Source organism: Phenylobacterium sp., assembly GCF_024508875.1.
In the GTDB taxonomy this organism is placed as follows: domain Bacteria; phylum Pseudomonadota; class Alphaproteobacteria; order Caulobacterales; family Caulobacteraceae; genus Phenylobacterium.
In genome coordinates this window covers 1-25,814 of record NZ_JANINU010000073.1, presented here as the reverse complement: position 1 = coordinate 25,814, position 25,814 = coordinate 1, and the positions used below count along the sequence as shown (strand labels likewise).

Annotated in this window: 24 protein-coding genes and 2 tRNA genes; 9 read left to right on the top strand and 17 right to left on the bottom strand. The window is 69.5% G+C overall.

Translation table 11 applies throughout. The features are described 5' to 3' along the window. Window positions 1–6 precede the first annotated feature (6 nt). From Q0L11_RS06905 to Q0L11_RS06895, 3 genes are all read right to left on the bottom strand, one after another. On the bottom strand, window positions 7–492 hold the full coding sequence (locus Q0L11_RS06905) for an Hpt domain-containing protein (RefSeq protein ID WP_296596256.1): 486 nt from the start codon (window positions 490–492) through the stop codon (window positions 7–9). 70 nt (window positions 493–562) lie between these two features. Beyond that, window positions 563–1,339 (bottom strand): NAD kinase, encoded by a 777-nt coding sequence (locus tag Q0L11_RS06900; protein ID WP_296596255.1) that lies wholly within the window; start codon window positions 1,337–1,339, stop codon window positions 563–565. 166 nt (window positions 1,340–1,505) lie between these two features. Next, a complete protein-coding gene (locus tag Q0L11_RS06895) occupies window positions 1,506–2,621 on the bottom strand; it encodes a DUF2336 domain-containing protein (protein WP_296596253.1) in 1,116 nt (371 codons plus the stop codon). A 116-nt stretch (window positions 2,622–2,737) separates the two neighbouring features. On the opposite strand from Q0L11_RS06895, the gene glpK reads away from it, so the two are divergent. Next, window positions 2,738–4,234, top strand: a complete 1,497-nt coding sequence (gene glpK / locus Q0L11_RS06890; protein ID WP_296596252.1) for a glycerol kinase GlpK — start codon at window positions 2,738–2,740, stop codon at window positions 4,232–4,234. Here the strand turns inward: glpK and selD are convergent. Next, window positions 4,231–5,271, bottom strand: coding sequence for a selenide, water dikinase SelD (selD, locus tag Q0L11_RS06885; protein WP_296596251.1), 1,041 nt, complete (start codon window positions 5,269–5,271; stop codon window positions 4,231–4,233). The two genes, glpK and selD, sit on opposite strands and share 4 nt — an antisense overlap. 38 nt (window positions 5,272–5,309) lie before the next feature. Here selD and mnmH point away from each other — a divergent pair, with 38 nt between their 5' ends. From mnmH to Q0L11_RS06865, 4 genes are all read left to right on the top strand, one after another. Beyond that, entirely contained in the window at window positions 5,310–6,374 is a 1,065-nt protein-coding gene (gene mnmH / locus Q0L11_RS06880; protein ID WP_296596250.1) for a tRNA 2-selenouridine(34) synthase MnmH, read from the top strand. A 65-nt stretch (window positions 6,375–6,439) separates the two neighbouring features. Next, window positions 6,440–7,210, top strand: coding sequence for a class II aldolase/adducin family protein (locus Q0L11_RS06875; RefSeq protein ID WP_296596249.1), 771 nt, complete (start codon window positions 6,440–6,442; stop codon window positions 7,208–7,210). Between the two features lie 198 nt (window positions 7,211–7,408). Beyond that, entirely contained in the window at window positions 7,409–8,662 is a 1,254-nt protein-coding gene (locus tag Q0L11_RS06870; protein ID WP_296596248.1) for an efflux RND transporter periplasmic adaptor subunit, read from the top strand. Beyond that, complete coding sequence (locus Q0L11_RS06865; RefSeq protein ID WP_296596282.1) at window positions 8,662–11,898, top strand: efflux RND transporter permease subunit; 3,237 nt, start codon at window positions 8,662–8,664, stop codon at window positions 11,896–11,898. The genes Q0L11_RS06870 and Q0L11_RS06865 overlap by 1 nt, the downstream gene beginning before the upstream one ends. A gap of 219 nt (window positions 11,899–12,117) precedes the next feature. Here the strand turns inward: Q0L11_RS06865 and Q0L11_RS06860 are convergent, their stop codons facing one another. Together Q0L11_RS06860 and Q0L11_RS06855 are read right to left on the bottom strand one after the other, a co-directional pair. Further along, the gene (locus tag Q0L11_RS06860) at window positions 12,118–12,627 is read right to left on the bottom strand and encodes a cytochrome c family protein (protein ID WP_296596247.1); all 510 of its coding nucleotides are present in this window, start codon (window positions 12,625–12,627) and stop codon (window positions 12,118–12,120) included. A gap of 62 nt (window positions 12,628–12,689) precedes the next feature. Continuing rightward, window positions 12,690–13,142 (bottom strand): YaiI/YqxD family protein, encoded by a 453-nt coding sequence (locus Q0L11_RS06855; protein WP_296596246.1) that lies wholly within the window; start codon window positions 13,140–13,142, stop codon window positions 12,690–12,692. Window positions 13,143–13,265: 123 nt separating this feature from the next. Between Q0L11_RS06855 and Q0L11_RS06850 the strand changes: the two genes are divergently transcribed. Next, window positions 13,266–13,451: a hypothetical protein gene (locus tag Q0L11_RS06850; RefSeq protein WP_296596245.1), complete on the top strand. Its 186-nt coding sequence runs from the start codon at window positions 13,266–13,268 to the stop codon at window positions 13,449–13,451. Window positions 13,452–13,525: 74 nt separating this feature from the next. On the opposite strand, the gene Q0L11_RS06845 is transcribed toward Q0L11_RS06850, so the two are convergent. The 6 genes from Q0L11_RS06845 to Q0L11_RS06820 form a co-directional block, all read right to left on the bottom strand. After that, window positions 13,526–14,440 carry an FkbM family methyltransferase gene (locus Q0L11_RS06845; protein ID WP_296596244.1) on the bottom strand — a complete coding sequence of 305 codons (915 nt, stop codon included), beginning with the start codon at window positions 14,438–14,440 and terminating at the stop codon, window positions 13,526–13,528. A 180-nt stretch (window positions 14,441–14,620) separates the two neighbouring features. After that, window positions 14,621–14,696: transfer RNA gene (locus tag Q0L11_RS06840), tRNA-Thr, on the bottom strand. 277 nt (window positions 14,697–14,973) lie between these two features. Then, window positions 14,974–15,765: an ABC transporter permease gene (locus Q0L11_RS06835; protein WP_296596243.1), complete on the bottom strand. Its 792-nt coding sequence runs from the start codon at window positions 15,763–15,765 to the stop codon at window positions 14,974–14,976. Continuing rightward, window positions 15,762–16,643: an ABC transporter permease subunit gene (locus Q0L11_RS06830; RefSeq protein WP_296596242.1), complete on the bottom strand. Its 882-nt coding sequence runs from the start codon at window positions 16,641–16,643 to the stop codon at window positions 15,762–15,764. The genes Q0L11_RS06835 and Q0L11_RS06830 overlap by 4 nt, the downstream gene beginning before the upstream one ends. Continuing rightward, window positions 16,640–17,752 (bottom strand): ABC transporter ATP-binding protein, encoded by a 1,113-nt coding sequence (locus tag Q0L11_RS06825; protein ID WP_296596281.1) that lies wholly within the window; start codon window positions 17,750–17,752, stop codon window positions 16,640–16,642. Before Q0L11_RS06825 ends, Q0L11_RS06830 begins: the two co-directional genes overlap by 4 nt. A 38-nt stretch (window positions 17,753–17,790) precedes the next feature. Continuing rightward, window positions 17,791–18,906, bottom strand: coding sequence for a polyamine ABC transporter substrate-binding protein (locus Q0L11_RS06820; RefSeq protein WP_296596241.1), 1,116 nt, complete (start codon window positions 18,904–18,906; stop codon window positions 17,791–17,793). A gap of 191 nt (window positions 18,907–19,097) precedes the next feature. Here Q0L11_RS06820 and Q0L11_RS06815 point away from each other — a divergent pair, with 191 nt between their 5' ends. Next, a complete protein-coding gene (locus Q0L11_RS06815; protein WP_296596240.1) occupies window positions 19,098–19,451 on the top strand; it encodes a DMT family protein in 354 nt (117 codons plus the stop codon). Window positions 19,452–19,519: 68 nt separating this feature from the next. Here the strand turns inward: Q0L11_RS06815 and Q0L11_RS06810 are convergent, their stop codons facing one another. Next, window positions 19,520–20,002, bottom strand: coding sequence for a hypothetical protein (locus tag Q0L11_RS06810; protein WP_296596239.1), 483 nt, complete (start codon window positions 20,000–20,002; stop codon window positions 19,520–19,522). A 186-nt stretch (window positions 20,003–20,188) separates the two neighbouring features. On the opposite strand from Q0L11_RS06810, the gene metG reads away from it, so the two are divergent. Continuing rightward, the gene (gene metG, locus Q0L11_RS06805) at window positions 20,189–21,976 is read left to right on the top strand and encodes a methionine--tRNA ligase (protein ID WP_296596238.1); all 1,788 of its coding nucleotides are present in this window, start codon (window positions 20,189–20,191) and stop codon (window positions 21,974–21,976) included. Window positions 21,977–21,983: 7 nt separating this feature from the next. Here the strand turns inward: metG and Q0L11_RS06800 are convergent, their stop codons facing one another. The 4 genes from Q0L11_RS06800 to rlmB all read right to left on the bottom strand — a co-directional run bounded on the left by Q0L11_RS06800 (window position 21,984) and on the right by rlmB (window position 25,529). Further along, entirely contained in the window at window positions 21,984–22,697 is a 714-nt protein-coding gene (locus Q0L11_RS06800; RefSeq protein WP_296596237.1) for a TerC family protein, read from the bottom strand. Between the two features lie 140 nt (window positions 22,698–22,837). Beyond that, window positions 22,838–23,509, bottom strand: a complete 672-nt coding sequence (locus tag Q0L11_RS06795) for a PEPxxWA-CTERM sorting domain-containing protein (RefSeq protein WP_296596236.1) — start codon at window positions 23,507–23,509, stop codon at window positions 22,838–22,840. A gap of 129 nt (window positions 23,510–23,638) precedes the next feature. Beyond that, the gene (locus Q0L11_RS06790; RefSeq protein WP_296596235.1) at window positions 23,639–24,526 is read right to left on the bottom strand and encodes a helix-turn-helix domain-containing protein; all 888 of its coding nucleotides are present in this window, start codon (window positions 24,524–24,526) and stop codon (window positions 23,639–23,641) included. 118 nt (window positions 24,527–24,644) lie between these two features. Then, a complete protein-coding gene (rlmB, locus tag Q0L11_RS06785) occupies window positions 24,645–25,529 on the bottom strand; it encodes a 23S rRNA (guanosine(2251)-2'-O)-methyltransferase RlmB (protein ID WP_296596234.1) in 885 nt (294 codons plus the stop codon). A gap of 136 nt (window positions 25,530–25,665) precedes the next feature. Here rlmB and Q0L11_RS06780 point away from each other — a divergent pair. Continuing rightward, window positions 25,666–25,751, top strand: a tRNA-Tyr gene (locus Q0L11_RS06780). Window positions 25,752–25,814 lie beyond the last annotated feature (63 nt).

Sequence of the window (25,814 nt, the reverse complement as noted above, 5' to 3'; positions counted from 1 at the left end):
CGCCGCTTAGGCGCCGAAGTCGCGGATGCGGCTTTCGAGTTCCTGGACGAGGATCTTCCCGACCGGGTGTTCCTCGGTCTTGATGTCGTCGCGGGCGGCCGCCTTGATGGCGTCGATGTGGGCGTCGATCAGGGCCACCGGGGCTTTCAGGCGCTTGGCCTTGTCGTCGATCAGGCGGCAGAGCAGGGCGGCGATGCGGGTGATCAGCGGGAAGCCGTAGGTGGTGCCCAGGCCCTTCAGGTCATGGGCGCGCAGGTAGAGGCTTTCCATGTTCTCGGGCGTGGCGCCTTCGGTGCGGACCGTCTGGCGGGCGCCTTCGAGCTTGGTGATCTCGTCGTTGAGCCACTGGGTGAAGTTGCCCGACAGGCTCTTCAGCGCGGCTTCGGCCTTGGCGATCGCGGCCGGATCGATGGCGCCGAGACGGCCGCCGCCCACCTTCAGGCGCAGCGCGTTGGGGGCCTGGATCATCTGGCCGGACTTGGGTTCGCTCACGTGACTCTCCCGAACGATCGCACGGCGAAAATAAGGTGAACCCGTTAATGACCGGTGTCGGCAGGACTTTTCAGACCGAGAACTGCTCGGCCAGGACCCGCTCTTCCAGGCTTCGGCCCGCGTCGAACAGCATGATGAGGGACACGTCGCGGTCCTCGGCGATGTAGACCTCCATTACGTTCGGCGCCTCGAAGTTGTCGGCCACGGCGCTGACCGGGCGCTTCTCGCCCTCCAGCACCTCCAGGCGCAGGCGCGCGGTGTGCGAGAGCAGGGCGCCGCGCCAGCGGCGGGGGCGGAAGGCGCTGATAGGGGTCAGGGCCAGGATCTTGGCGTCGAGGGGGATGATCGGGCCGTGGGCCGAGAGGTTGTAGGCGGTCGAGCCCATCGGCGTGGAGATCAGGGCGCCGTCGCAGATCAGTTCGGACAGCCGCACCTTGCCGTCGACCGAGATTCGCAGCTTCGCCGCCTGGCGGGTGGTGCGCAGGAGGCTGACCTCGTTGAACGCCAGGGCCTCGTGCGTCTTGCCGTCGACGTCGACGGCCTGCATGCGCAGCGGGTGGATTTCGGCGTGCTCGGCGGCGTTGATGCGGCCCAGCAGATCGTCCTCGGCGAACTCGTTCATCAGGAAGCCGACCGAGCCGCGGTTCATGCCGTAGATCGGTTTGCCCGCCTGCATCAGCTCGTGGACCGTCTCCAGCATGAAGCCGTCGCCGCCGAGGGCGACGATCACCTGGGCGTCGTCGAGCCCCGCATCGCCGTAGCGCGCCACCAGGCGGTCACGGGACTCCTGGGCTTCCGGCCGGTTGCTGGCGACGAAGGTGAGGCGAGTCACGAACGACTTTTTCATCGGCGGCCAGAGCCACTCCGCCTTCAAACGGAATCATCCGAAGGGGAGGAGAGGGCTCCATCTCCTTGTTTTCGATCGCGATCTCTTCGCCGAACGGGCCTCCGCCCCGGCGGATCGCGCTCTAGAGACGCCCGAAGCTCCGCGCCGTGTCAAACGCCGGTTTGAGTCAGGCGTATGACAGGGCCCGAGCGGCCTGGCGGAAGGCGGCCGCGGCGACCTCGGCAGAGACCGGCGCGAAGGCCACGGACGCCTTGCGCGCGCCCTCGGCGCCGCCGCCGGGACGGCCGTCGTTCAGCTTGCGCGTCATGTCGAGGATGTCGGGGAAGACGCTGCGGTCGATGCCGACCGCCGAACAGGCCAGGGCCAGCAGTTCGGGGCGGTCGGAATCCAGCGTGGCCTGCACCTGGCTGACGTCGAAGCGGCCGAGGGCGGCGAGAGCGGTGGCGAAGAGGCCCAGCTTGCCCTCGCGCAGGGCGCGGATCAGGTAGGCCGGCCGTAGCTGGCCGGCGCCGTGCAGCTTGTCGATCAGCCGCTGTTCCATCATCTCGCGCTCGCCCTCGCGGGCCGTGCGCGGCGCGGCCTCGGCGGCCGTGACGCCGTGCTGGGCCTCGCTCATGGAGGCGGCCAGGGCCTCGTCCAGGACGGTGACGTCCAGGCGGAAGCGGTCGGCCAGCCCCTGGCGCAGGGCCAGCCCGACCCACAGGTAGAGGCGTCGGGCGAGATGGTCGGTGAGCCGGGGATGCTGCGAGAGCGGCGTGCGCAGGGCCGCGATCTGGCGCGAGGCCTCGACCAGGTCCTCCATCTCGGACGGCGACAGCTCGGCGGTGTGGTTGCCGGCGAGGGCGGTGAGGACCGCCGGCTCGGCCTGTTCCAGGATCGCGGCGACCACGGTGCGGCCCAGGCTGGGCCGGCGGGCGACCTCGATCTGGTGTTCGATGGTGGCCTCGACCAGGAGGCGGACCAGGTCGACGTCCTGGAGCACCGGGCTCTGGGAGATGATCGGGCGGGCGATCTCGATGTCGTCGAGGGCCAGCACGTTGATCAGGGCGTTGGGCGCCCATTCGGCGGCGGCCAGCTTGTGGGAGAGGCGGTGGCGGATGTCGCGCTCGGCCTCGACCACGAGGCTCATGAAGATCGACGAGAGCAGGGCCTGGATCGCCGGGCCCTTCATCGCCTCGCTCGCGTAGGGCGAATCGCAAAGGTCCGCGATCGCCAGGAGCAGGCGTTCACGGTCCGCCGGCTGGCGGCTCTTTGCGAGATCGAGCAGGCTTTCGCTGCTCATCGCGAGGCTCAACGCCGGTCTCCCATTTCTACAGTACGAACACGGCTATATCCGACTCTGGGCGCGCCGAGTGAAGACATGCTTAAGCAAGCCCGCGAGGCGGAGGAACGAACGAAATGACGCAACCGCTCATCCTGGCGCTGGACCAGGGCACGACGTCGACGCGCGCGATCGTCTTCGGCGCCGACGGCCGGCCGCTGGCCGAGGCCGGCGCGCCGCTGCAGCAGCACTATCCGCGGGACGGGTGGGTGGAGCACGACGCGGAGGAGATCTTCGAGGCGTCGGTGGCGGTGCTGAAGGCGGCGGTGGAGAAGGCGGGCCGCGGCCTGTCGGAGGTGGCCGCCCTCGGGGTCACCAACCAGCGGGAGACGCTGGTGGTCTGGGAGAAGGCCACCGGGCGGCCGGTGCACAAGGCGATCGTCTGGCAGGACCGGCGCACCGAGGACCTCTGCGCGCGGTTGCGGGAGCAGGGCCGCGAGCCGCGGGTGACGCAGGTCACCGGCCTGCTGCTGGACCCCTATTTCTCGGGCACGAAGCTGGCTTGGCTGCTCGATCACGTGGCGGGCGCGCGAGACGCCGCGGCGCGGGGCGAGCTGCTGGCCGGGACGATCGACACCTGGGTGATCTGGAAGCTGACGGGCGGGAAAGTCCACGCCACCGACGCCACGAACGCCTCGCGAACGCTGCTGTACGATATCCGGGCCGGCGCGTGGTCGGCCGAGATGGGCGAGATGCTGGGTGTCCCGCTGGGCCTGCTGCCTGACGTGCGCGATTGCGCGGGGGACTTCGGGGAGACGGACCCGGCGGTCCTGGGACGGGCGATCCCGATCCGGGGCGTGGCGGGCGACCAGCAGGCGGCGCTGATGGGGCAGGGCTGCATCCGTCCGGGCGAGATGAAGGCCACGTACGGCACCGGCTGCTTCATGCTGATCAACACCGGCGAGACGGCGCCGGTGTCGGAGGCGCGGCTGCTGACGACAGTAGCGGCGCGCGTGGGCGGCAAGACCACCTATGCGCTGGAGGGCGCGATCTTCATCGCCGGCGCGGCGATCCAGTGGCTGGAGGAAGGGCTGGGCATCGAAGGCGGGCCGCAGGCGGCGGAGCGACTGGCGATGGGGGCCCGCCAGGACCTGCCCGTCGTTCTGGTCCCGGCCTTCACCGGCCTCGGGGCGCCATGGTGGGACGCCAATGCGCGGGGGGCGATCTTCGGCCTGACGCGGGACGCCGGCCGCGCCGAGATCGCCCGGGCCGCCTTCGACGCCTGCGCGCTGCAGACGCGGGACCTGATCGAGGCGATGCGCGCCGACGCGCCCACGGCGTTCCACGGGCAGGTGGAGCTGCGGATCGACGGGGGGATGTCGCGCAGCCCGTGGTTCAGCCAGCGCCTCGCCGACTTGACGGGCGTGGCGGTCTGCCGGGCGACGTACCAGGAGACCACGGCGCTGGGGGCGGCCCTGTTCGCGGGTCTGGGGGCGGGGGTGTATTCGGGCCTGGAGGAGGCCGCCGGCGCCCGGCCGCGCACCGAGGGCTACCAGCCGGCGATGGCGGCCGACCCGCGCGAGCGCGCCTACGCCCTGTGGCTGGACGCCGTGAACCGCGTTCGGTCCAGTTAGACCAACCGCACGCCGGGGGCGCCATCGACCAGCCGGCCGACGATTGAGGAGCGCCCGAAGCCACGGGCGTGGGCCAGGGCCAGGAGGTCGTCGGCGGCGTCCGGGGCGACGGCGATCAGGAGACCGCCGCTGGTCTGCGGGTCGGTGAGCAGGTCGCGCCGCCAGGGCTCGATCCCGGCGTCGTCCACCAGGGCCCCGTAGCTGGCCCAGTTGCGGGTCGACGCGCCGGTGCGGACGCCGGCGCGGACCAGGTCCTCGACGCCTGGCAGCAAGACCGGCGCATCCGCCGCCAGCTCGGCGGCGAGGCCGGCGCCACGCGCCATCTCCAGGGCGTGGCCGATCAGGCCGAAGCCGGTGACGTCGGTGACGGCGTGCACGCCGGCCAGGTCGGGCAGCTCGCGGCCCAGGGTATTGAGCTGGGTCGTGCTCTCGATCAGGGCGGCGTACCCGGCGGCGTCGAGGCGCTCCTGCTTGAAGGCGTTGCTGAGGACGCCCACGCCGAGCCCCTTGGTCAGCACCAGGACGTCGCCGGGCTGGGCGGTGCGGTTGGTCAGCACCTTGTCGGGATGGACGAGGCCCAGGGCCACGAGGCCGTAGATCGGCTCGACGCTGTCGATCGAATGGCCACCCGCGACCGGCACGCCGGCCGCAGCGCAGACCGAAGCGCCGCCGGACAGGATCCGGCCGATGGTTTCGGGCGAGAGCTTGTCGACCGGCATGCCGACGATCGCCAGCGCCAGGATCGGCGTCCCGCCCATGGCGTAGACGTCGGACAGCGCGTTGGTGGCGGCGATCCTGCCGAAGTCGAACGGGTCGTCGACGACGGGCATGAAGAAGTCGGTGGTCGCCACCAGCGCCTGCTGGTCGTTGAGCCGCCAGACCGCCGCGTCGTCCGACGTCTCCGGCCCGACCATCAGGTCCGGGAAGGCGCCCAGGGCGGGCGTGCGGGAGATGATGTCCTGCAGCACGGCCGGCGCCAGCTTGCAGCCGCAACCGCCGCCGTGGGCCAGGGAAGTCAGTCGCAGGATCTCGGCCATGGGCTCGCTCTCGGGAAGAAGCGCGCTATAGCACCGCGATGAGCCTCGAAGTCACCCAGGATGTCTCGGCCGCCGCCCTGGCCGGCTACGACATGCTGATCGACGTGCGCAGCCCGGGCGAGTTCGCGGAAGACCATCTGCCGGGGGCGGTGAACCTGCCGGTGCTGTCGGACGCCGAGCGCGCGCAGGTGGGGACGATCTACGTGCAGCAGTCGCGCTTCACCGCCCGGCGGCTGGGCGCGGCGCACGTGGCGCGCAACGTGGCCCATCACCTGGAGACGGCGCTGGCCGACAAGCCCGGCGGCTTCCGGCCATTGGTCTATTGCTGGCGGGGCGGCATGCGCTCGAACGCCATGGCCACGATCCTGTCGCAGGTCGGCTGGCGGACGACGGTTCTGGGGGGCGGCTATCGCACCTGGCGGCGGGACGTGGTCGCGCGCCTATACGATGGGGCGCTTGGGCTGAACTTCGTGCTGCTGGACGGGCACACCGGCTCGGGCAAGACCGAGTTGCTGGGCCTGTTGCAGGCGCGGGGCGTGCAGACGCTGGACCTGGAGGGCCTGGCCGCCCATCGCGGCTCGCTGTTCGGGGCGCTGGCCGGTCGGCCGCAGCCCAGCCAGAAGCTGTTCGAGAGCCGGCTGTTGGGCGTGCTGGACGCGCTGGATCCGGCGCGGCCCGTGGTGGCGGAGGCCGAGTCCAGCAAGATCGGCGACCGCATGGTCCCGCCGGCGCTGTGGAGCCGTCTCGCCGAGGCGCCGCGGATCGAGCTGGAGGCCGAGCGGGCGGACCGCGCGCGCTATCTCGTGGGCGCGTACGGCGAGCTCGTCGCAGACAGGGCGGCGCTCGAGACGGCGTTCGCGCGGTTGCCCGTGCGGCCGAGCGCCGAGCGGCTCGCGTCCTGGCGGGCGATGATCGACGCGGGCGACTTCGCGGGGCTCGCCGAGGCCATCATGAAGCTGCACTACGACCCCGCCTACGACCGCTCGCGGCGGAAGCATGCCCGGCCGCTCCTGGCGAGCCTGGCGGTGGCGCCGCCGGACCCCGCGAGCCTCGCCGGCGCGGCCGAGGAGATCGCGCGGCTCGTCGCCCGCCTTGACGGCTGAGCCCCCCGGCGCGACTTTCGCGACCGAACAACGATCAGACCAACGACATCACAGGGAGAACAGCCATGGCTGACGGTTCCGTCGCGGGCGTCACGTCGCTGAAGGGCAAGGTGAGCGCCGAGGAATGGCAGGCGCGCGTCGACCTGGCGGCCCTGTACCGGCTGGTGGCGATGCATGGGTGGGACGACCTGATCTACACCCACATCTCGGCCCGCATCCCCGGGCCGGAGCACCATTTCCTGATCAATCCCTACGGGATGCTGTTCGAGGAGATCACCGCCTCGTCGCTGGTGAAGATCGACCTGGACGGCAACATCCTCCAGGAGACGCCGTACTTCATCAATCCGGCGGGCTTCACGATCCACTCCGCGATCCACGGCGCCCGCGAGGACGCCAAGTTCGTGATGCACCTGCACTCGGACCAGGGCGTGGCGGTTGCCGCGCAGAAGGACGGGCTGCTGCCGATTTCGCAGCATGCGCTGATCGTGCTGCCGCGGCTGGCCTACCACGACTACGAAGGCATCGCCCTGAACCACGACGAGCGTTCGCGCTTGGTGGCCGACATCGGCGACAAGGATCTGATGTTGCTGCGCAATCACGGCACGCTGTCGGTGGGCAAGACCGCCGGCGACTGCTGGGTGGGCATGTATTACCTGGAGCGCGCCTGCAAGATGCAGATCATGGCGCTCAGCGCCGGGCGGGAAAACATCCTCATCGCGCCCGAGGCTTCCCAGGCGGAAGTGAAGTCGCAGGTGTCGCGCGGGATCGGCGGCGCGCTGCCCTGGCCGGGCTGCCTGCGCAAGCTGGATCGCGAGCTGCCCGGCTACGACGCCTAGCGTCGGGCGCCCGACGCCTCCGAGTTGTGCAAACGGGCGTCCTGACCTGGGCGCCCGTTTTCGTTTCGCGTGAAGTTTCAGTCCGGAAACGGATAGCCATCCTGCTGTCACTGGACGGCGTTTAAAGGCGCACCTAAGAGCGCTTCCGATTTATCAGTAATCCGCCTGCATACACGCGGGTGTATGGGGACCCGTAGCTTGATCCGAAGGCACTTTTTCCTTGTGGCGGCCCTCGTGGTCCTGGCCGTGATGGTCGTGGCCGGCGGTCTCAAGGTGCTGGGCAAGAAGCCCGGGCAGGGCGCGGGCGCGCCGGCCGGCATGGCCCAAGGCATGGGCGGCGCCGGCGGCATGCCGCAAGGCAAGGGCGGCGCGGGGCGCCGCGGCGCCTTCGGCGGGCCCACCATGGTGTCGGTGGCTGTGGTGTCGCCGCGCGCCTTCGAGGATACCATCGAAGTCCTGGGCGTGGCCAAGGGCCGCCAGTCGGTGACCCTGACCGCCGCCGCAACCCAGCTCGTGGACAAGGTGCGCTTTTCGGACGGCCAGCGGGTGCCCCGCGGCGCGGTGCTGGTCGAGCTGCGCGACACCGAGCAGAACGCGGGCGTGGCCCAGGCCGAGGCGCGGGCCGTCGAGGCCAAGCGCGCCTACGAGCGCTACAAGACCCTCGGCGACCAGGGCTGGGCGTCCAAGGCGCAGGTCGACCAGTTCGAGGCCGCGTGGCGGTCGGCCCAGGCCGACGTGACCGCCGCAAAGGCGCGCCAGAACGACCGCATGATCCGCGCGCCGTTCGCCGGGATCGTCGGCCTGTCGGACGTGGCCCCCGGCGCCCTGGTGAACCCGGGCGCGCCGATCGTCACGCTCGACGACACGTCCGTCATCCGCGTCGACTTCCAGGTGCCCGAGCGCTATCTCGCCCAACTCCGCGAAGGCCAGCCGCTGCTGGCCACCGCCGACGCCTTCCCCGGCGAGACGGTCCAGGGCCGCATCGCCAAGCTGGACACCCGTGTCGACGAGCGCACCCGCGCCATCACCGCGCGCGCCGAATTCCCCAATGCGGCCGGCAAGCTGAAGCCCGGCATGCTGATGCGCGTCGGTGTCTCGCGCGGCAAGCGAACCAACCCCAGCGCGCCGGAGTCGGCCGTGTCGGTGCAGGGCGACGGCGCGTTCGTCTACGTTCTGCACACCCGGCCGGCCGCGCAGGGCGGTGCGTCCCAACAGGGGCCGGGCGGCCAGGGCGGCGCCATGGTCGAGCAGCGCCCGATCGTCACCGGCGTGCGCCAGCAAGGCTTCGTCGAGATCGTCGACGGCGTGAAGCCGGGCGAGAAGATCGTCGCCGACGGCCTCAACAAGATTCAGCCCGGCCAGCCGGTGCGCATCGCCCAGGGCGGCGGCGCCCGCGGCCCCGCGGCCACGACCCAGGGCGCGCGGCCTGCCGCCGTGCGGCCCGCGGCATGATGCTCTCGGACATCTCGGTCCGCCGTCCGGTCTTCGCCGCGGTCGCGGCGATCATCCTGTGCGTGGTGGGCATCGCCTCGTTCAGCGCCCTGACCGTGCGCGAACTGCCCAGCGTGGACCCGCCGGTGGTCGGCATCTCGACCACCTACCGCGGCGCCTCGGCCGAAGTGATCGAGGAGCGGATCACCGAGGTGATCGAGCGGCAGGTGGCCGGCATCGAGGGCATCGACCGGGTGCAGTCGTCCTCCCGCGACGGCTCCTCGCGGATCAACATCTCGTTCAAGCTGGATCGCGACCTCGACGCGGCCGCCAACGATGTGCGCGATGCGGTGAGCCGCGTGACCGCGCAGCTTCCGGACCAGGCGGACCCGCCGCAGATCCAGAAGGCGAACGCCGACGCCTCGCCGATCATGTTCCTGAACTTCACGTCGCAGACGATGAACCGGCTGCAGCTATCGGACTACGCGCAGCGCTACCTGGTCGAGCGGCTGTCGACGGTGCCGGGCGTGGCGACGGTGGGGGTCGGCGGCGCCCAGTTCTATTCGATGCGCATCTGGCTCAACCCCGAGGCCATGGCCGCGCGCGGGATCACGGTCGAGGACGTCGAGAGCGCCCTGACCAGCCAGAACGCCGAGCTGCCGGCCGGTTCGCTGGAAGCGCCGGCCAAGGACTTCACAATCCGCGTGGCGCGCGGCTATGCGACGCCCGAGCAGTTCGCCCGGATGCCGATCACCCCCGCCCGGACGTCGGCGACGACGCAGGGCTCGGCCGCGATCGGCGGCACGGCGGCCACCGCGGGCGCGGCCCAGGGCGCGACGCGCGACGTCACCACCGCGACCGCCGGCCAAGGCTACATCACCCGCCTGGGCGACATCGCCCGCGTGGAGGAGGGGCCGGACGAGCGCCGCCGCCTGTTCCGCTCGAACGGCAAGGACATGGTCGGCATCGCCATCACCCGTCAGAGCCAGGCGAACGACCTGGAGATCTCGGACGGCGTGCGGGCGGCGATCAAGGAGATCAACGCCACCCTGCCGAAGGGCACCCAGCTCGGCGTCTCGGTCGACTACACCGAGTTCACGCGGCACGCGATCCAGGAGGTCTGGATCACCATGGCGATCTCGCTGGGCTGCGTGGCGCTGGTGAACTTCCTGTTCCTGGGCACGTGGCGCGCGGCGATGATCCCGTCGATCGTGGCGCCGATCTGCATCCTCTCGACGTTCATCGTGCTGGCCCCGCTGGGCTTCTCGATCAACCTCTTGACCCTGCTGGCGCTGGTGCTGGCCATCGGCCTCGTCGTCGACGACGCCATCGTGGTGGTCGAGAACATCCAGCGGCGGATCGACGAGGGCGAGCCGCCGATCGTCGCCGCCCAGCGCGGGGCGCGGCAGGTGTTCTTCGCCGTGGTGGCCACCACCATCGTGCTGATCTCGGTGTTCGCGCCGTTGATGTTCCTGCCGGGCTTCATCGGCCGCCTGTTCGTCGAGCTGGCGGTGTCGGTGGCGGCGGCCGTGGCGTTCTCGGCGCTGCTGGCGCTGTCCCTGTCGCCGATGCTGGCGTCGAAGCTGCTCCGCCCGGCGCACGGCGAGGGCTGGATCGCCCGCCACGTGGATTCGGCGATGAGCCGGCTTAAGGCCTCGTACCACGCGTCCCTGGAGTCGATGCTGGGCAAGCGGATCGTCTCGTTCGGCGCATCGGGCCTGGTGGTGGTGCTGGGGCTGATCGCGTTCGGGATCTTCACCGTCCTGCCGCGCGAGCTCACGCCGGAGGAGGACCGCCGGCGCGCCCAGGTGATGATCATGGGACCCGAAGGCGCGGGCTTCGACTACACCGTCTCGGCCTTCAAGCAGGTCGAGAAGGTGCTGAACCGCTATCGCGAGGAGGGCGTTCTCGAGCGCTACGTCTTCTCGATGCCGCGGTTCGGGAACAACTCGTTCAACACCGGCGGCGGCAACGCGATCCTCTCGCCCGACACCAAGGTGACGGCGCCCGAGCTCTCGGCGCGGCTCAACCGCGAGCTGGCGTCGGTGACGTCGGTGCGGGCCCTGGTGTCGCCGGAAGGCGGCCTGCAGCGGGGCGGTCCCGGCGGCGGGGGCGGCGGCGGGAGCAGCCTGCAACTGATCGCCACGGGCGCCGAGTACCCGGAGATCGCGCGCTGGATCCAGCCGATCCTGGAAGCGGCCAACAACAACCCCGGACTGGCGCGCCCGCGCCTGGACTACGAGCCGACAAGCCCGCGGGTCATTGTCAACATCGACCGCGAGAAGGCGGCGGCCCTGGGCGTGCCGGCCCAGACCATCGGCCGGGCGCTGGAGACCCAGTTCGGCTCGCGGCGCGTGACGACCTACATCAAGAACGGCCAGGAGTACGACGTGCTCCTGCAGACGGACCGGAGTAACCGCCAGACCGAGCAGGACCTTTCCAAGCTCTATGTGCGCGCGACGTCGGGCGAGGCGATCCCGATCACCTCCGTGGTGACGACCCAGATCCGTGGCGACACGCCGGACCGCCCGCGGGTCGACCGCCTGCGCTCGATCAGCCTCTCGGCCCAGCTCAACCCCGGCTATTCCATGGGGGAGGCGATCCAGTTCTTCCGCGACGAGGCGGCCAAGCAATCCGGCGCCGTCACCGTGAAGTGGGGCGGAGGGGCGCGCGACTACCTGGAGGCCTCGGGCTCGGTGGGCCTGGCCTTCGGCATGGCGCTGCTGCTGGTGTTCCTGGTGCTGGCGGCGCAGTTCGAAAGCTGGATCCACCCGGCGGTGATCATGCTGACCGTGCCGGTGGCCGCGGTGGGCGGGCTGTTCGGCCTGCTGATCGTGGATTCGTCCATCAACACCTACAGCCAGATCGGGCTGATCATCCTGATCGGCATCGCGGCGAAGAACGGCATCCTGATCGTGGAGTTCGCCAACCAGCTACGCGACGAGGGGCTGTCCATCCGCGAGGCGGTGATCGAGAGCGCCAGCCTGCGCCTGCGGCCGATCATCATGACGTCGATCTCGGCGGCGGCGGGCGCGATCCCGCTGATCGTCTGGGGCGGCGCGGGCGGCGAGGCGCGCAAGACCATCGGGGTGACCATCTTCTTCGGGGCGATCTTCGCCACCCTGGTCACGCTGTTCGTGGTGCCGGTGTTCTACAACATGCTGGCCCGCTTCACGAAGTCGCCCATGGCCACCGCCCGGCGCATCGAGGCCTTCGAGGAAGCCGAGAAGGCCAGGGTCGCCAACGCGGCGGAATAGGCAAGGGCGCGCCGGACGGAGCGACCCGGCCGGCGCCAGGGACCTGTGCAAAAAGGGGGGGTGTCAGGTCCCTGGGCCCGGCCGGCGACGGGGGGCGTCGCCCTTCGGATCAGGGTGTCGAACAGACAGATGCTCGTTGTCGACAGCCCACAATGAGGCCGCGAGTTCTGCGCGTCAAGGTTGTCCGGGCGCGAAATATTGCGCCTTTTGGATGAGTGGCTACTCGGCCTTGTGGCCGGTCTCGACCATGAGGTAGCCGATCAGGTCGGTCCGGTCCTTGGCGTCCTTCAGGCCGGCGAACGACATCTTGGTGCCGGGCAGGAAGGTCTGGGGCTTCTCCAGCCATTGGTCGAGATGGGCCGCGTCCCAGGTCCAGCCGGCGTTCTTCAGCGCGTCCGAGTACTTGAAGTCGGGGTTGCTGGCCGACTTCTTGCCGAAGATGCCGTGCAGGTTGGGGCCGGTCATGTTGGCCCCGCCGGGCGCGATGGTGTGACAGGACTGGCAGAGTGCGAACTTGGCCTTGCCGTTCGCGAGATCGGCCGTGTTGTACGGCGCCGGGTAGGACGCGAGGATTTCCTTCTTCTCCTCGTCGCTCACCTCCGGCGCGGCCGGCGCGGCCGGCGCCGCGGCGGTTTCCTCGGACGCCGGCGAGGCGCTGTCCTGCGACTTGCTGCAGGCGGCGGCCAGCGTGGCGAGGGTGGCGGCGGCGAGGATCGGTCCCAGGCGCATGAGAAACTCCGGCTGAAAAATCGCCGGCAAGCTAGCGTGGCTTCGGCGAGACGCAAGCCGATCTAGCGGCCCTTGCGCCGTTCGCGGTTCACAGCTTCGTCCAGGGCCTGCAGGAAGCGCGAGCGATCGGCGGCGGCGAAGGGGCGCGGGCCGCCGGTGATCTCGCCGGTCGAGCGGATGTGCTCCATGATCGACCGCTGGGCCAGCGCCGAGCCGATGGAGTCCGGCGTGAAGGCGCGGCCGTTGGGGGCGATGGCGGCGCCGCCGGCCTTGAGCACCCGGTCGGCCAGGGGGATATCGTTGGTGACGCAGATGTCGCCGGGCTGGATTTCGCCGGCGATCCAGTCGTCGGCGACGTCGGGGCCGGCGTCGACGATCCGACGTTCGATCAGGTCGGACCGCGGGATCTGAATGAAGCTGTTGGAGACCACGAAGGTCTTGAGGCCGTAGCGGGCGGCCACCTTGTAGGTCTCGTCCTTCACGGGACAGGCGTCGGCGTCGACAAAGATGCGCATTGCTTGGGCATACAGGACTTGGGCGTGGCCCTCACGCGTCTTTGATCGCCATCAAGACGGACAATGCCTGCCGGGAGCACCTATATTGCGGGCGATGGGGAGGCGAAGAGGACAGGTGACCCCATGGAAAACTTCTGGCTGAGGGCCCTGGACGAGGCCGAGCGGGCGGAAGCCCGCGCCAAGGCGCTCCGCGCGCGGTTCGGCGAGGCCGCGGAGGCCCGCTGCCGCGACGAACTCCAGAGCTTTGCCGAGAGCGACCCGCGCCGCCGCCGGGTGGCCGACGTGTTCCGCGCGCTGCGCTGGACGTGAGCCGGCGGGTTAGCTGAGCAGACGCTCGAGTTCGGCGTCGCGTCTTGATTTCGCGAAGCTTGAGCTTCGTGATGCTAGGCCTTTAGCATTCCGAAGACGCCCCATCCCCTACGCGCAAGGCGCGCCAGAGCGCGTTCCGGAGCAAGCGTGGCCAAGTAGTTGGGCGGGCTATCTCGGGTCTCGACGACGTGGTCGTCGGTCGGGTTGGCTCGTAGGCCGAGAAGCTGCTGCTCTACGCTATAAATCCGATATCCGAACGACTGCAGCAGGGACATGACGGGCGTCGGCGGCGCGCCGTAGTCCTCGAACATAATGTCACGGATCGAACCGTTCTTCAGAAGGTTCGTCGCGCCTTTGAGCACACCGAACTCGTGCCCCTCCACATCCAGTTTCATGACGCCGACGCGGACGTCGGCCGGGAGCGTATCGTCGAGACGCGCCAGCTTTACGGTGTGGGTGCGTTGGCGAGGTTGGGTGTCATCAGCGTCAACGAGCGCGGCGGTTCCTCGGTTGTCGTCAAACGAACTGGACATCGCGAGCTTGCCTTCGCCGGCAGTCTCGGAGAGGGCGATGGGATGAACCGTGACCTCCGCGGCGCGTGGGTCGCGACGCCAAAGCGCTACGTTCGCTCGCAGTTCTTCAAGGATCTCCGGGTGAGGCTCGAAGACGTGAACGTGACCCGACCGTCCAACGCGGTGGGCTAAGATGCTCGCCATCTGTCCGATGTTGCCGCCAACGTCCAACGCGATCTCGCCGGGGTCTGAGAGCCGATAGAGGGTCTCGCTGACGCAGAGGTCGTAGAGGCCGTGATGGTGGATGAACTCGCCGATGTGCTCGTCGGGCCGATAGCGAATCCGCAGACCCCAAGGAAGTACAGCCTCGCGAAACTCCCCGGCTTTCGCGGGAGCCTGGAATTTTTGCCCGACGCGGCGCAGCGCCTGAGACGGACGAAACACGAAATGCGGGTGTCTTCGTGCGAAACCAAGCATCTCTGTCCCCGCAACTGCGCTCTGCAAACCTGCGCTCGTAGCTGCTTGAACGAGGGGGGCCGGTCAACGCAGATCGCCCAGGAGCAGAGTGGAACATGACTTTGTGGCGAGCCGCGGCCCCCCGTGGCGTGCACGGTCCCTGGTGAAGGCCGTCACTTTGCGATGAATGGCAAGCGCAAATGGTGCCGGATGCAGGGCTCGAACCCGCGACCTTCGGTTTACAAAACCGCTGCTCTACCAGCTGAGCTAATCCGGCGCTGAGGCGGGCTGCTTATGGGGCGAACTCGCCCCGGCGCCAAGCGCCGGGTTGCGGCGGAGCGCCGCAAGCCGGTCGCGCAGGCCCGTCCGTTGCAATGCCCAGGTTGCAAGTCGGGGGCGCGTTTCAAGACGGGACGCAAACGCCGCCGACGGCCCGGTATGCCTGGGGGGGCGGCCGGGCCCAACGTCTCTGGGACGTTGGCTGCGGACGGTCCGGCCGGCAAGGGGCGCGTAGGGTCACATTGCCCTCGGCCGGACCGTCTGCGGCGTTTGGGTCAGCCGCTCTGTCGGCGGCGCTGGCGCTGCTGGATCAGGTAGGCGGCGATCACGCCGGTGGCTACGAGGCCGATCAGCAGGGTCGAGACCGCATTGATCTTGGGATCCACGCCCAGCCGCACCTGGCTGTAGAGGCGCATGGGCAGGGTCGTGGCGCCAGGGCCGGAGGTGAAGCTCGCGATCACCAGGTCGTCCAGCGAGAGCGTGAAGGCCAGCATCCAGGCTGCGGCCACGGCCGGCGCGATGCCGGGCAGGGTGACGAGGACGAACGCCTTCCAGGGCGGACAGCCCAGGTCCTGGGCGGCCTCCTCCAGGTGGCGGTCGAAGCTGGCGAGGCGCGCCTGGATGACCACGGTGGCGTAGGCGAGGGTGAGGGTGGCGTGGCTGAGGGTGACGGTCCAGAAGCCGCGCGGCAGGCCCAGCGACACGAACAGCAGCAGCAAGGACAGGCCCAGAATCACCTCGGGCATGACCAGGGTGGCGTAGATCCCGCTGGCGAGGGCCGTACGGCCCTCGAACCGGCCCCGCACCAGGGCCACCGCGGCCAGCGCTCCGACGAAGGTGGACATGGTGGCCGACAGGACGCCGACCCGCAGGGTGACCCAGACCGCTTCGAGCATCTGGGCGTCCTGGAAGAGAGCCTTGTACCAGCGCGTGGAGAAGCCGCCCCAGACCGTGACCAGACGGCTGGCGTTGAACGAATAGACCACCAGGATGGCGATGGGCGCGTAGAGGAATGCGAGGCCCAGGACGACCGAGGCGACGTTGAAGGCGGAGGGGCCCTTCCTCATCGCAGCACCTTCGCCTGCTGGCGCTCGAACAGCAGGATCGGGACGACGAGGGTGGCCAGCAGCACGACCGCCACGGCCGAGGCGGCGGGCCAGTCGCGGTTGGCGAAGAACTCGGTCCAGATCACCCGGCCCAGCATCAGGGTCTCGGAGCCGCCCAGCAGGTCGGGGATCACGAACTCGCCGGCCATGGGGATAAAGCAGAGCAGGGCGCCGGCCGCGGCCCCTGGGATCGAGAGCGGAAAGGTCACGCGCCAGAAGGCCGAGAGCGGCGTCGCGCCCAGGTCCTGGGCCGCCTCGATCAGGCTCTCGTCCTGCTTTTCCAGCACGGCGTAGAGCGGCAGCACCATGAAGGGCAGGTAGGCGTAGACGAGGCCGAGGATCACCGCCGTCTCGGTGTTCAGGATGTCGACCGGCGGCAGGCCGAGGGCGCCCAGGGCCGCATTGAGCACGCCGGCCGGCTTGAGGATGGCGATCCAGGCGTAGATGCGGATCAGGAAGCTGGTCCAGAACGGCAGGACCACCGCCATGACCAGCGCCTGGCGCACTGCCGGCGGACAGCGGGCGATCCCGTAAGCGATGGGATAGCCGATCAGCAGCAGCAGGCCGGTTCCGGTGGCCGCGATCCGCAGGCTGGAAAGATAGGCGTCGAGGTAGAGGCGGTCCCGGGTCAGTCGACCATAGGTCTCGACGTCCAGCGCGGCCAGGAAGTCGCGCACGCCGGCGAGGCCGCGGCTCCAGTCGATGCGCGGCGCGTAGGGCGGAATGGCCAGCGCCGTGTCCGACAGCGACAGCTTGGCGACCAGCAGGAACGGAAAGGCGAAGAACAGCGCCAGCCACAGGAAGGGCAGGATCGCGGCCAGGCCGCCGCGGCCCTTCATCGGGTCAGCACCACGGCGCTGGAAGGCGCGAAGCTGAGCCAGACGGCGTCGCCGCAACCCAGCGGCCGCTCGACCGTGCGGGTGGCGTTGGCGCGGGTGGCGCGGACCCGCCGGCCCGGCGCGACTTCCACGAGGTAGGTCGTCCAGTCGCCGAGGTAGCCGTAGTCGTGGATCCGGCCGGCCAGGACGTTGGCGCCGGCGACGGGCGGCTCGGTGTGGACCGCCACCTTCTCGGGGCGGACGGCGACCCAGGCGGTCTCGCCGACCGGTCCCGCGCCATCGGCTTCGAACGTCCCGTCGTCGGAGATCAGGCGCACGCGGCCGCCCTCGGAGACCGCGACCCGGCCCTCGAACAGGTTCACGTCGCCGATGAAACCCGCGACGTAGCGGTCGGCGGGAGCCTCGTAGACCTCCCCGGGGCGGCCCACCTGGACGATCTCGCCCTCGCGCATCACCGCGATGCGGTCGGCGACCACCATGGCCTCGTCCTGGTCGTGGGTGACGATCATGAACGTCATTCCCAGCGTCTGCTGGAGGTTCATCAATTCGAACTGGGTCTCCTCGCGCAGCTTCTTGTCGAGGGCGGCCATCGGCTCGTCGAGCAGCAGGATGCGGGGGCGGGGGGCGATGGCGCGGGCGAGCGCCACGCGTTGCCGCTGGCCGCCCGAAAGCTGGTCGGGGCGGCGCCGGCCCATCCCGTCCAGCTTGACCAGCGCGAGCATCTCCTCGACCCGGGCCGAGACTTCGGCCTTCGGCAGGCCCTGGCGCTTCAGGCCGAAGGCGATGTTCTGGGCGACGCTGAGGTGCGGGAAGAGCGCGTAGGCCTGGAACATCATGTGGACGGGCCGCCGGTGGGGCGGGTCGGCGGCGATGTCACGGCCTTCCAGCAGGATGCGGCCGGCGTCGGGCGTCTCGAACCCGGCCAGCATCCGCATCAGGGTGGTCTTGCCGCAGCCCGAGGGACCGAGCAGGGCGAAGAACTCCCGCTCGTAGATCGACAGGTCCACGCCCTTCACGGCCGCCGTTGCGCCGAACGCCTTGGCCACGCCTTCGAAGCGCACGAGCGGCTTCGCGCCGGGGTCTTCCCACGGCGCGAAGGTGTCGCGGATGCCGCCGATCTGCGGCCGATGAGGAGGCGGCCGCTCGCTCAACGGCCCGTCAGCACCCTGGTCCACTGGCGGTTCACCTCGCGCAGCAGGTCCTGGTCCTTGGTGGTGGTCACGAAGAGGCGCTTCGACACTTCCGGCGTCGGGTAGACGTTGGGATCGTCGCGGATCGCCTCGTCGACCAGCGGCGTCGCCTTGGCGTTGGCGTTGGCGTACTGGGTGTAGTTAGAGGCCTTGGCGATGATCTCGGGCCGCAGCATGTAGGCGATGAACCTGTGCGCCGCGGCGGGGTTCGGGGCGTCCTTGGGGATCGTGAAGACGTCGAACCAGACCTGGCTGCCCTCCTTCGGGATGGCGTAGGCCACCTTCACGCCGTTCTTGGCCTCCTCGGCGCGGGTCTTGGCCTGGAGGACGTCGCCCGAGTAGCCGATGGCGATGCAGACGTCGCCGTTGGCCAGGGCGTCGATGTATTCCGAGGAGTGGAATTTACGCACAAAGGGCCGCACCTGCATCAGCATGGCGGTCGCCGCTTCATAGTCGGCGGGGTTCTTCGAGTTCGGGTCCTTGCCCAGGTAGTGCAGGGCCACGGCGTACATGTCTTCCGACGCGTCGAGGAAATAGACACCGCAGTCCTTGAGCTTGGCCAGCACCAGCGGGTCGAACACCACCTTCCAACTGTCGATCTTCACGCCGGGCAGGCGCTTGGCGACGGCGTCGACGTTGTAGCCGATGCCGATGGTGCCCTGCATGTAGGGCACGGCGTAGGCCGCGCCGGGGTCGAAGGGCGCCATGTGCGCCATCAGGTCGGGCCGCAGGTTGTCGAGGCCGGGAAGCTGCTTCTTGTCCAGCGGCTGGATGGCGCCGGCGGCGATGTAGCGGGGCAGGTTATGGTTGGAGGGGACGACCAGATCGTAGCCCGTGCCCCCCTGCAGCACCTTGGTCTCCAGCACCTCGTTGGAATCGAAGGTGTCGTAGGTGACCTTGATCCCGGTCTCCTTGGTGAACTGCTCCAGGAGCGCAGGGTCGATGTAGTCGGACCAGTTGTAGATCCGCAGGGTGTCGCCGCCCTTGGCCTGGCCTTTTTCCGCCGTCTTCGGGCTACAGGCCGCCACCGCCAGCAGCGCGCCCAGCACCAGGGCGTTCAACAGTCTACGCATACCGTCCCTCCCAACTCGGGCGGGACTATAGGGCCGAGTGCGACAGAGTTAACCCCCGCCGCGCGATTGTCGCCGGCGACGGGGCGCCGGGGCGCAACGGCGCCCAATCTATCGCCGCGCGCCGCCGGCGAGCGCCCATCATCCGCCGCGAATCCGGTGAATGTGCCCAGGCCCTTCTGGAGCCAGATCGCATGAACGCCCCCTGGACCTTCGTCGCCCCCGTGCTGATGCTGGTGGCCTCGAACGTCTTCATGACCTTCGCCTGGTACGGCCACCTGAAGGTGGAGCACCGGCCGCTCTGGATCATCGTGCTGGTGAGCTGGGGGATCGCTTTCTTCGAGTACTGGCTGGCAGTGCCTGCCAACCGCATCGGGCGGCAGGTCTACGACCCCGCCGAACTCAAGGCGATGCAGGAGGTGATCACGCTGTGCGTCTTCGCCGTGTTCTCGATGACCTACCTCGGCGAGAAGTTCACCCTGAACCACGCGGTCGGTTTCGGCTTCATCGCGCTGGGCGCGTTCTTCGTGTTCAAAGGGCCGCTGTAGGGACGGCCATCACATCGATGCTCGTCATGGCCGGGCTTGCCCCGGCCATGACGAGGGAAAAGGGCAAGCTACTTCCCGGCCGGCGCGGCGCCTCCGTCGACCATCGCCACGACCTCGTTGGTCTTGGAGATGAACTTCACGCCCTTGACCCGGCCGTCCTTGTAGCGGTCCCAGCCGCTCTTCACCTCGACCGGCGTCGGGCCGGCCGCGCCCGGCGTCGCGGGCTTGTCGGCGACGACGTCCACCTCGTAGATCCCATCGGGCGGGGTGGCCGCATAGACGCGGGGCAGGAAGCCCACCTTGGTCCAGCCGGCGCCGTCGTTGGTGACCTTCGCCTCCAAGTCGTAGCCGCCGCCCGGCGCCGGCTTGACCGAGCCCGACGTGACGGCCTGGACGTTCTCCTGGCCCTGGTAGAACTGGACCTGCCGGGCCAGCGACTTCTTCGGCGCCTCGGCGTGAGCCGCCGGCTCGTCGGCCGCGGGCTTGTCGCTGCAGGCCGTCAGCCAAAGGCACGCCGCCGCGGCCGCGAAGGGGATCGCGCGTTTCAGCATTTCAAACCTCCCATGTCGCGGGCGGTTCTTGTTGTCCGCGACTCAAGGAAGCCGCGTCTCCGCCCCGTGGCCGAGTTTGCGCGCCTGCAACAGGTTGGCGAGCATTTCTTGCAACCCGCACTTTGGCGAACCACCTGGGCGGCCTATAAGCCCCGGTTCTTCTCGGCGCCCGCGCTTTGGATACCCATGACCCGCATCCTCATCACCTCGGCCCTGCCGTACATCAACGGGATCAAGCACCTCGGCACCCTGGCCGGGTCGATGCTGCCCGCCGACGTGTACGCGCGGTTCCAGCGGGCGCGTGGCCGCGAGACCCTGTACCTCTGCGCCACCGACGAGCACGGGACGCCCACCGAACTGGCCGCCGCGGAAAAGGGCCAGGACCCGGCCACCTTCTGCGCCGAGGCGCATGAGGTGCAGCATCGCCTGGGCCGCGAGTTCGGCCTGTCGTGGGACCACTTCGGCCGCTCGTCCTCGCCGCAGAACCACCGGCTGACCCAGCGTTTCGCCCAGCAGCTCTGGGAAGCCGGCTTCATCGAGGAGCGGGTCACACAGCAGGTCTATTCGAACGCCGACAAGCGCTTCCTGCCCGACCGCTACGTGATCGGCACCTGTCCGCACTGCGGCTACGAGGCGGCGCGCGGCGACCAGTGCGAGAACTGCACGCGGGTGCTGGACCCGGCGGACCTGCTGCACCCGCGCTCGGCGGTGTCGGGTTCGACCGACATCGAGATCCGCGGCTCCAAGCACCTGTTCCTCCGGCAGAGCCAGTTCGCCGGGAAGCTGCGCGAGTGGATCGAGAGTAAGCGTGGGACCTGGCCGCTGCTGGTGACCTCGATCGCGCTGAAATGGCTGGACGAGGGCCTGCAGGACCGCGGGATCACCCGCGACCTTGAATGGGGCGTGCCGGTCAACGCCTGGGACTGGGGCGCGAACCCGGACGGTGAGAAGCCGGACATCGAAGGCTTGGCCGGCAAGGTGTTCTACGTCTGGTACGACGCGCCCATCGAGTACATCGGCGCGACCTGGGAGTGGGCCGACGCGCGCGCCGCCGAAGCCGGGCAGGGACCCGCGCCCGACAGCGCCTGGGAGCGCTGGTGGAAGGGGCCCGAGGCCGCGGACGTGAAGTACGTCCAGTTCATGGGCAAGGACAACGTCCCGTTCCACACGGTGGGCTTCCCGTGCACCCTGATGGGCGTGAACGCGCGCGAGACCGCACCGTGGAAGCTGGTGGACGAGCTGAAGGGCTTCAACTGGCTGGACTACTATGGCGGCAAGTTCTCGACGTCACTGAAGCGCGGCGTGTTCATGGATCACGCGCTGGAGCTGCTGCCGGCCGACTACTGGCGCTGGTGGATCATGGCCAACGCGCCCGAGACCTCGGACTCGACCTTCGCCTGGGAGCAGTTCCGCGACCAGGTGAACGCCGACCTGGCCGACGTGCTGGGCAACTTCGTCAACCGCATCTGCAAGTTCGCGGAGAGCCGGTTCGACGGTGTGGTTCCCGAGGGCGGCGCGCCGGGAGCCCTGGACGAGAAGCTGGAAGCGGACGTGCTGGCCAAGCTGCGCGAGTACACCGAATTCATGGAGGACCGGGAGTACCGCAAGTCGGCCGCGGCCCTGCGCCAGCTCTGGGTGCTGGGCAACCAGTACCTGACCGAAGCGGCGCCCTGGACCGCGATCAAGACCGACCGCGACCGTGCGGCGGTGGCGGTGCGCTATGGCCTGAACCTGGCGGCGCTGTTCGCCAAGGTCAGCGAGCCCTTCATCCCGTTCGCCTGCGAGCAGATCGCGGTGGCGCTGGGCGAGGCGTTCCCGGCGACGTGGCCGTCGCTGGACGGGCAGGGGGTGCTGAGCGCGCTGGAGCCGGGCCGGACGATCCGCGCGCCCGAGGTGCTGTTCAAGAAGATCGAGGAGACGCAGGTCGCCGAGTGGCGCGAGCGCTTCGGCGGGCCGGAGACGGCCGAAGTCTGAACCGGGCTCAGTGCGCGGGCGCCGGCGCCTTCGGCTCGATGTCGAAGAAGTCGGGCATCACGGCGTTGTACTGCTGGGTGTAGCCGAGGTCCCGGACCACGTCCTGGTGGCCTTGCCACATCATGTGCAGGGCGACGTACAGCACGATCGCCAGGCCCACGAAGCCGATCCAGCGGTACTTGTGCAGCAGGCGGGCGATCCCGTGGGCGGCGACGCCCATCAGCGCGATCGACAGCAAGAGGCCGAAGACCAGGATGGCGGGATGCTCGCGCGCGGCGCCGGCCACGGCCAGCACGTTGTCCAGCGACATCGAGATGTCGGCGATCAGGATCTGGAGCAGCGCGTCCTTGAAGCTCTTGGGCTTGACCTTGGGCTCGGTGGACGGGTCGTCGTCCATGGCGGCTCCGGCGGCCACCTCGTCAGGGATCGCCTGAGCGCGCAGCTCGCGCCACATCTTCCAGCAGACCCAGAGCAGCAGCAGCCCGCCAGCGAACAGCAGGCCCACGATGCCCAGGAGCTGGGTGGTGACCAGGGCGAAGCCGATGCGCGTGATGACCGCCGCGCCGAGGCCCCAGAAGATCGCCTTCTTGCGCTGGTCGGGCGGCAGGCCGCCGGCGGCCAGTCCCACGGCGACGGCGTTGTCGCCGGCGAGGACCAGGTCGATCATAAGCACCTGGAACAGGGCGGTCAGGCCGGCGGCCGAGAACAGCTCTTCGAACATCAGGCCTCAATGCGTCAGCGCGCGCGTCGCTGCAACCGTCTACGCGTATGCAGATGCGAGTAGGCGGCCGGCGGCCATGCTCCACCGACCGCCCTCCAGCCCGCGTCGTTCGGGGGGCGCGGGGCCGGAACCTCGTCGCGTCAGGGCGCGGCGGAGGCCAGCCGGCGGCGGCGACGCAGGGCCGATCCAGCCCCGCCGAAGCCGACAATCATCAGCGCCCAGGCCGCCGGCTCGGGCGCGGCGCTGGTGTGTCCCAGCTCGACCTCGGCGAGCGCCAGGCCGGTGCTCTGGCTGTCGCGCACCAGGGTGAACCCCGTGAACCAGGTTCCCGGATCGGCTTGATACCCCTGGAACTTGAAGCCCTCACTGATGGGATAGGCGTAGAGGCTGGAACTGAATTCCTGGCCGTTGTTCAGGCGCATGTAGAGGGTCGTGCCGAACGGGCCCTGGAACGTGCCGGCCTTCAACGAGAACAGGTCGTAGTGGGCGTCCGGGTCGAATTCGACCTCGATGTAGCCGCCATTGTTGCTGAGAAGCGCATTGTGCACCGGGAAGAATGGCGCTGAGCCTTGCGCGATGACGACGTTGTTGTCGCCCGAGGTGATGGACAGGTCTCCGTCGATGTAAGGGTCGTCGACGAACTGATACGTCCCGGCCGCAAATTCGCTGAAGTCGGTGACTTGGTCGATCGTTCCGGCTGCGTGGAACGCGTCCTGGTCGCCGTAGAAGGTCGGGAAGGCGTTAGCGCGCGTGGCGGACGCCAGAGCGATCAGGCCCATCATGGCCGTCGCGAGAAGGATTGAGGAACGCACGTGAAAGGCCCCGTCGGCTGTCGTTTCGGTTGCCGGGGCTGATGCAGCTTCGGGCCAGGCGCGGGTAGGCGCGTCGGCCTGCGATTTGTTGCGACTTGGAGCGAGTTCGCCTGGTGGGCGTATTCCGGCTCAGGCCGGCGCGAGGTGCGGGCCGCGCGACCACGACTCGGCGAAGGGCATGCTCAGCAGGGCCGGGCCGCCGCGGGCCATTTCGGTAGGGCCGAAGTCGCGGAAGATGTGCGCGCTGACCTCCGGAGGCACCGATCCTTCGGGCGCGAGCGGGTTGGCGGCGGCCAGTTCCTCGAACAGGGCGTCATCGGCCGCGACGTCGCCGCTGAGATCACCAGTCCGGTCCATGATGTTGGCCCCGGCGACCGGCGAGCCGCCGCCCAGGCGCTGGATGGTCATCGAGATGCCATCGAGTCGCTCAGCCTTGTGGCGCAGGACGGCGTTGTAGATCGAAAAGATGAAGAGGCCGCTGCGCGCGTCGGCGGCCAAGGAGAAGAGTTGCGTCTGGGTGGGGAAGGTCCAGCCCTCGAACAGCATGTCCTCGACCTTGAGACGGAAGGTTAGGAAGCCATTGTCTGCGCGCCGGATCAGCACCTGATCGTGCATGAAGCGGCCGGGGAGGCCGATCGCCGGCCGGGTGGTGCGCCAGAACCCCTCGTAGTCGGGACCTCGCAGGGCCGTCAGCGCCTGCGCCTCCCGCAGCACCGCATCGGGCAGCCAGCCGCCCAGGGGACCGAAAGCGCCGGATGCCGAGTCGGCGGCGACGCCCAGCCGGGCCGCTAGGGCGTCGAGATCGGCCTCCCAGTCGAGCAGGGTGAAGCCAGGCCGGCGCTGGGCGACAAGGTTCGTCAGGTTGGCCAGGTTCTCGCCTGACGGCGCCTGGCGGCCGCTCAACCACCGGCTGACCACGGACTTGTCGACCGCCAACTCGGCCGCGAGGCGCCCCCGGCTCAGCGACAATGCCTTCAGCGCGAGCAATAGTTTCGACGGAAACTCGCCTTCGCCCACGCCTATGTTCCCCGACCAAGCTAAGCCCTAGGTCGCAGTTTTGAGCGGCTTTGTCAGCGGCCAGGCTTTGACAAATAGCAAGGCGAACGGCGAATCCGGGCCGGCGCCTGCTCAACTTTCACGCGCGGGGGCGGGACGCTTCGTAAAGGGCGATGGCGGCGGCTGCGGAGACGTTCAGGCTCTCGAATCCGCCGGGCATCGGAATCTTGGCGAGCTCGTCGCAGTGCTCGGCGACGAGGCGGCGGATGCCTTCGCCTTCCGAGCCCATGACCAGCACCGTAGGGCCGCCGTCCAGGGCGTCGGCCAGGCTGCGGTCGGCCTCGCCGGCCAGGCCCACGGCCCGCCAGCCGGCGTTCGTGAGCTCGTCCAGCGCCCGGGACAGGTTGACCACGCGCGCCACGGGCACGCGGTCGACGGCGCCGGCGGCGGCCTTGGCGAGGGCGCCGGCCAGCTTGGGCGCGTGCCGGTCCTGCAGGATTACGCCGGCGACGCCGAACGCCGCGGCCGAGCGCAGGATCGCGCCGACGTTCTGCGGGTCGGTCACCTGGTCCAGGACGAGCAGCACCGCGCCGGGCCGGGCTTCGAAGTCTGCCAGGTCGATGTCGTCGAGCGGCGCGGGCCGCAGGGCGATACCCTGGTGGACGGCGCCCTGGGGCAGGGCCTGACCGATCCGGTGGGCGTCGGCGACCTCCACCGCGGCCAGCCGTCCGAATCGCGCCTCGAGCTGGCGGGCCTTTTCGGGCGTGACCAGGAGCCGGACGGGCGCGCCGCGGCGCGGATTGGCGAGGGCGGCCTCGACCGCATGCCAGCCCCAGATCCAGTCGTCGTGGCCGCCGCCCGCGCCGCGCCGGGGACCGCGCCCCTCGGATCTCCCCTCGGGCCGTCCCTCGGAGCGGGCCTCCGGAGCGGCCTCCGGACGGCCTTGGCCGTGGCCGCGAGCGCCGGATTTCGGGCGGAAATTGCGACCCTTTCGGGCGTCGTTGCGTTCCGTAGGCGAGGCCACTATAAGACGCGCTCCGATTTGGGGCCCCCCTCGGTGGGCCGCCGCTTTTGGACCTGTGAGCCGGGCGCTTTACGCCCCTCGCATCCCCGAGCGGAAGCCTTTTCTAGAGAGGCCCCATCTAGGCTCCAAGCGCGCTGGGGGAATGTCCCGAGTGGCAAAGGGGGGGGACTGTAAATCCCCTGCCGTATGGCTTCGTAGGTTCGAGTCCTACTTCCCCCACCACGCGCTTGAAGTTCACTGAGGAGTTGCGGCGGCCCCGCGCATCTGGTTGGCGGGTATAGCACA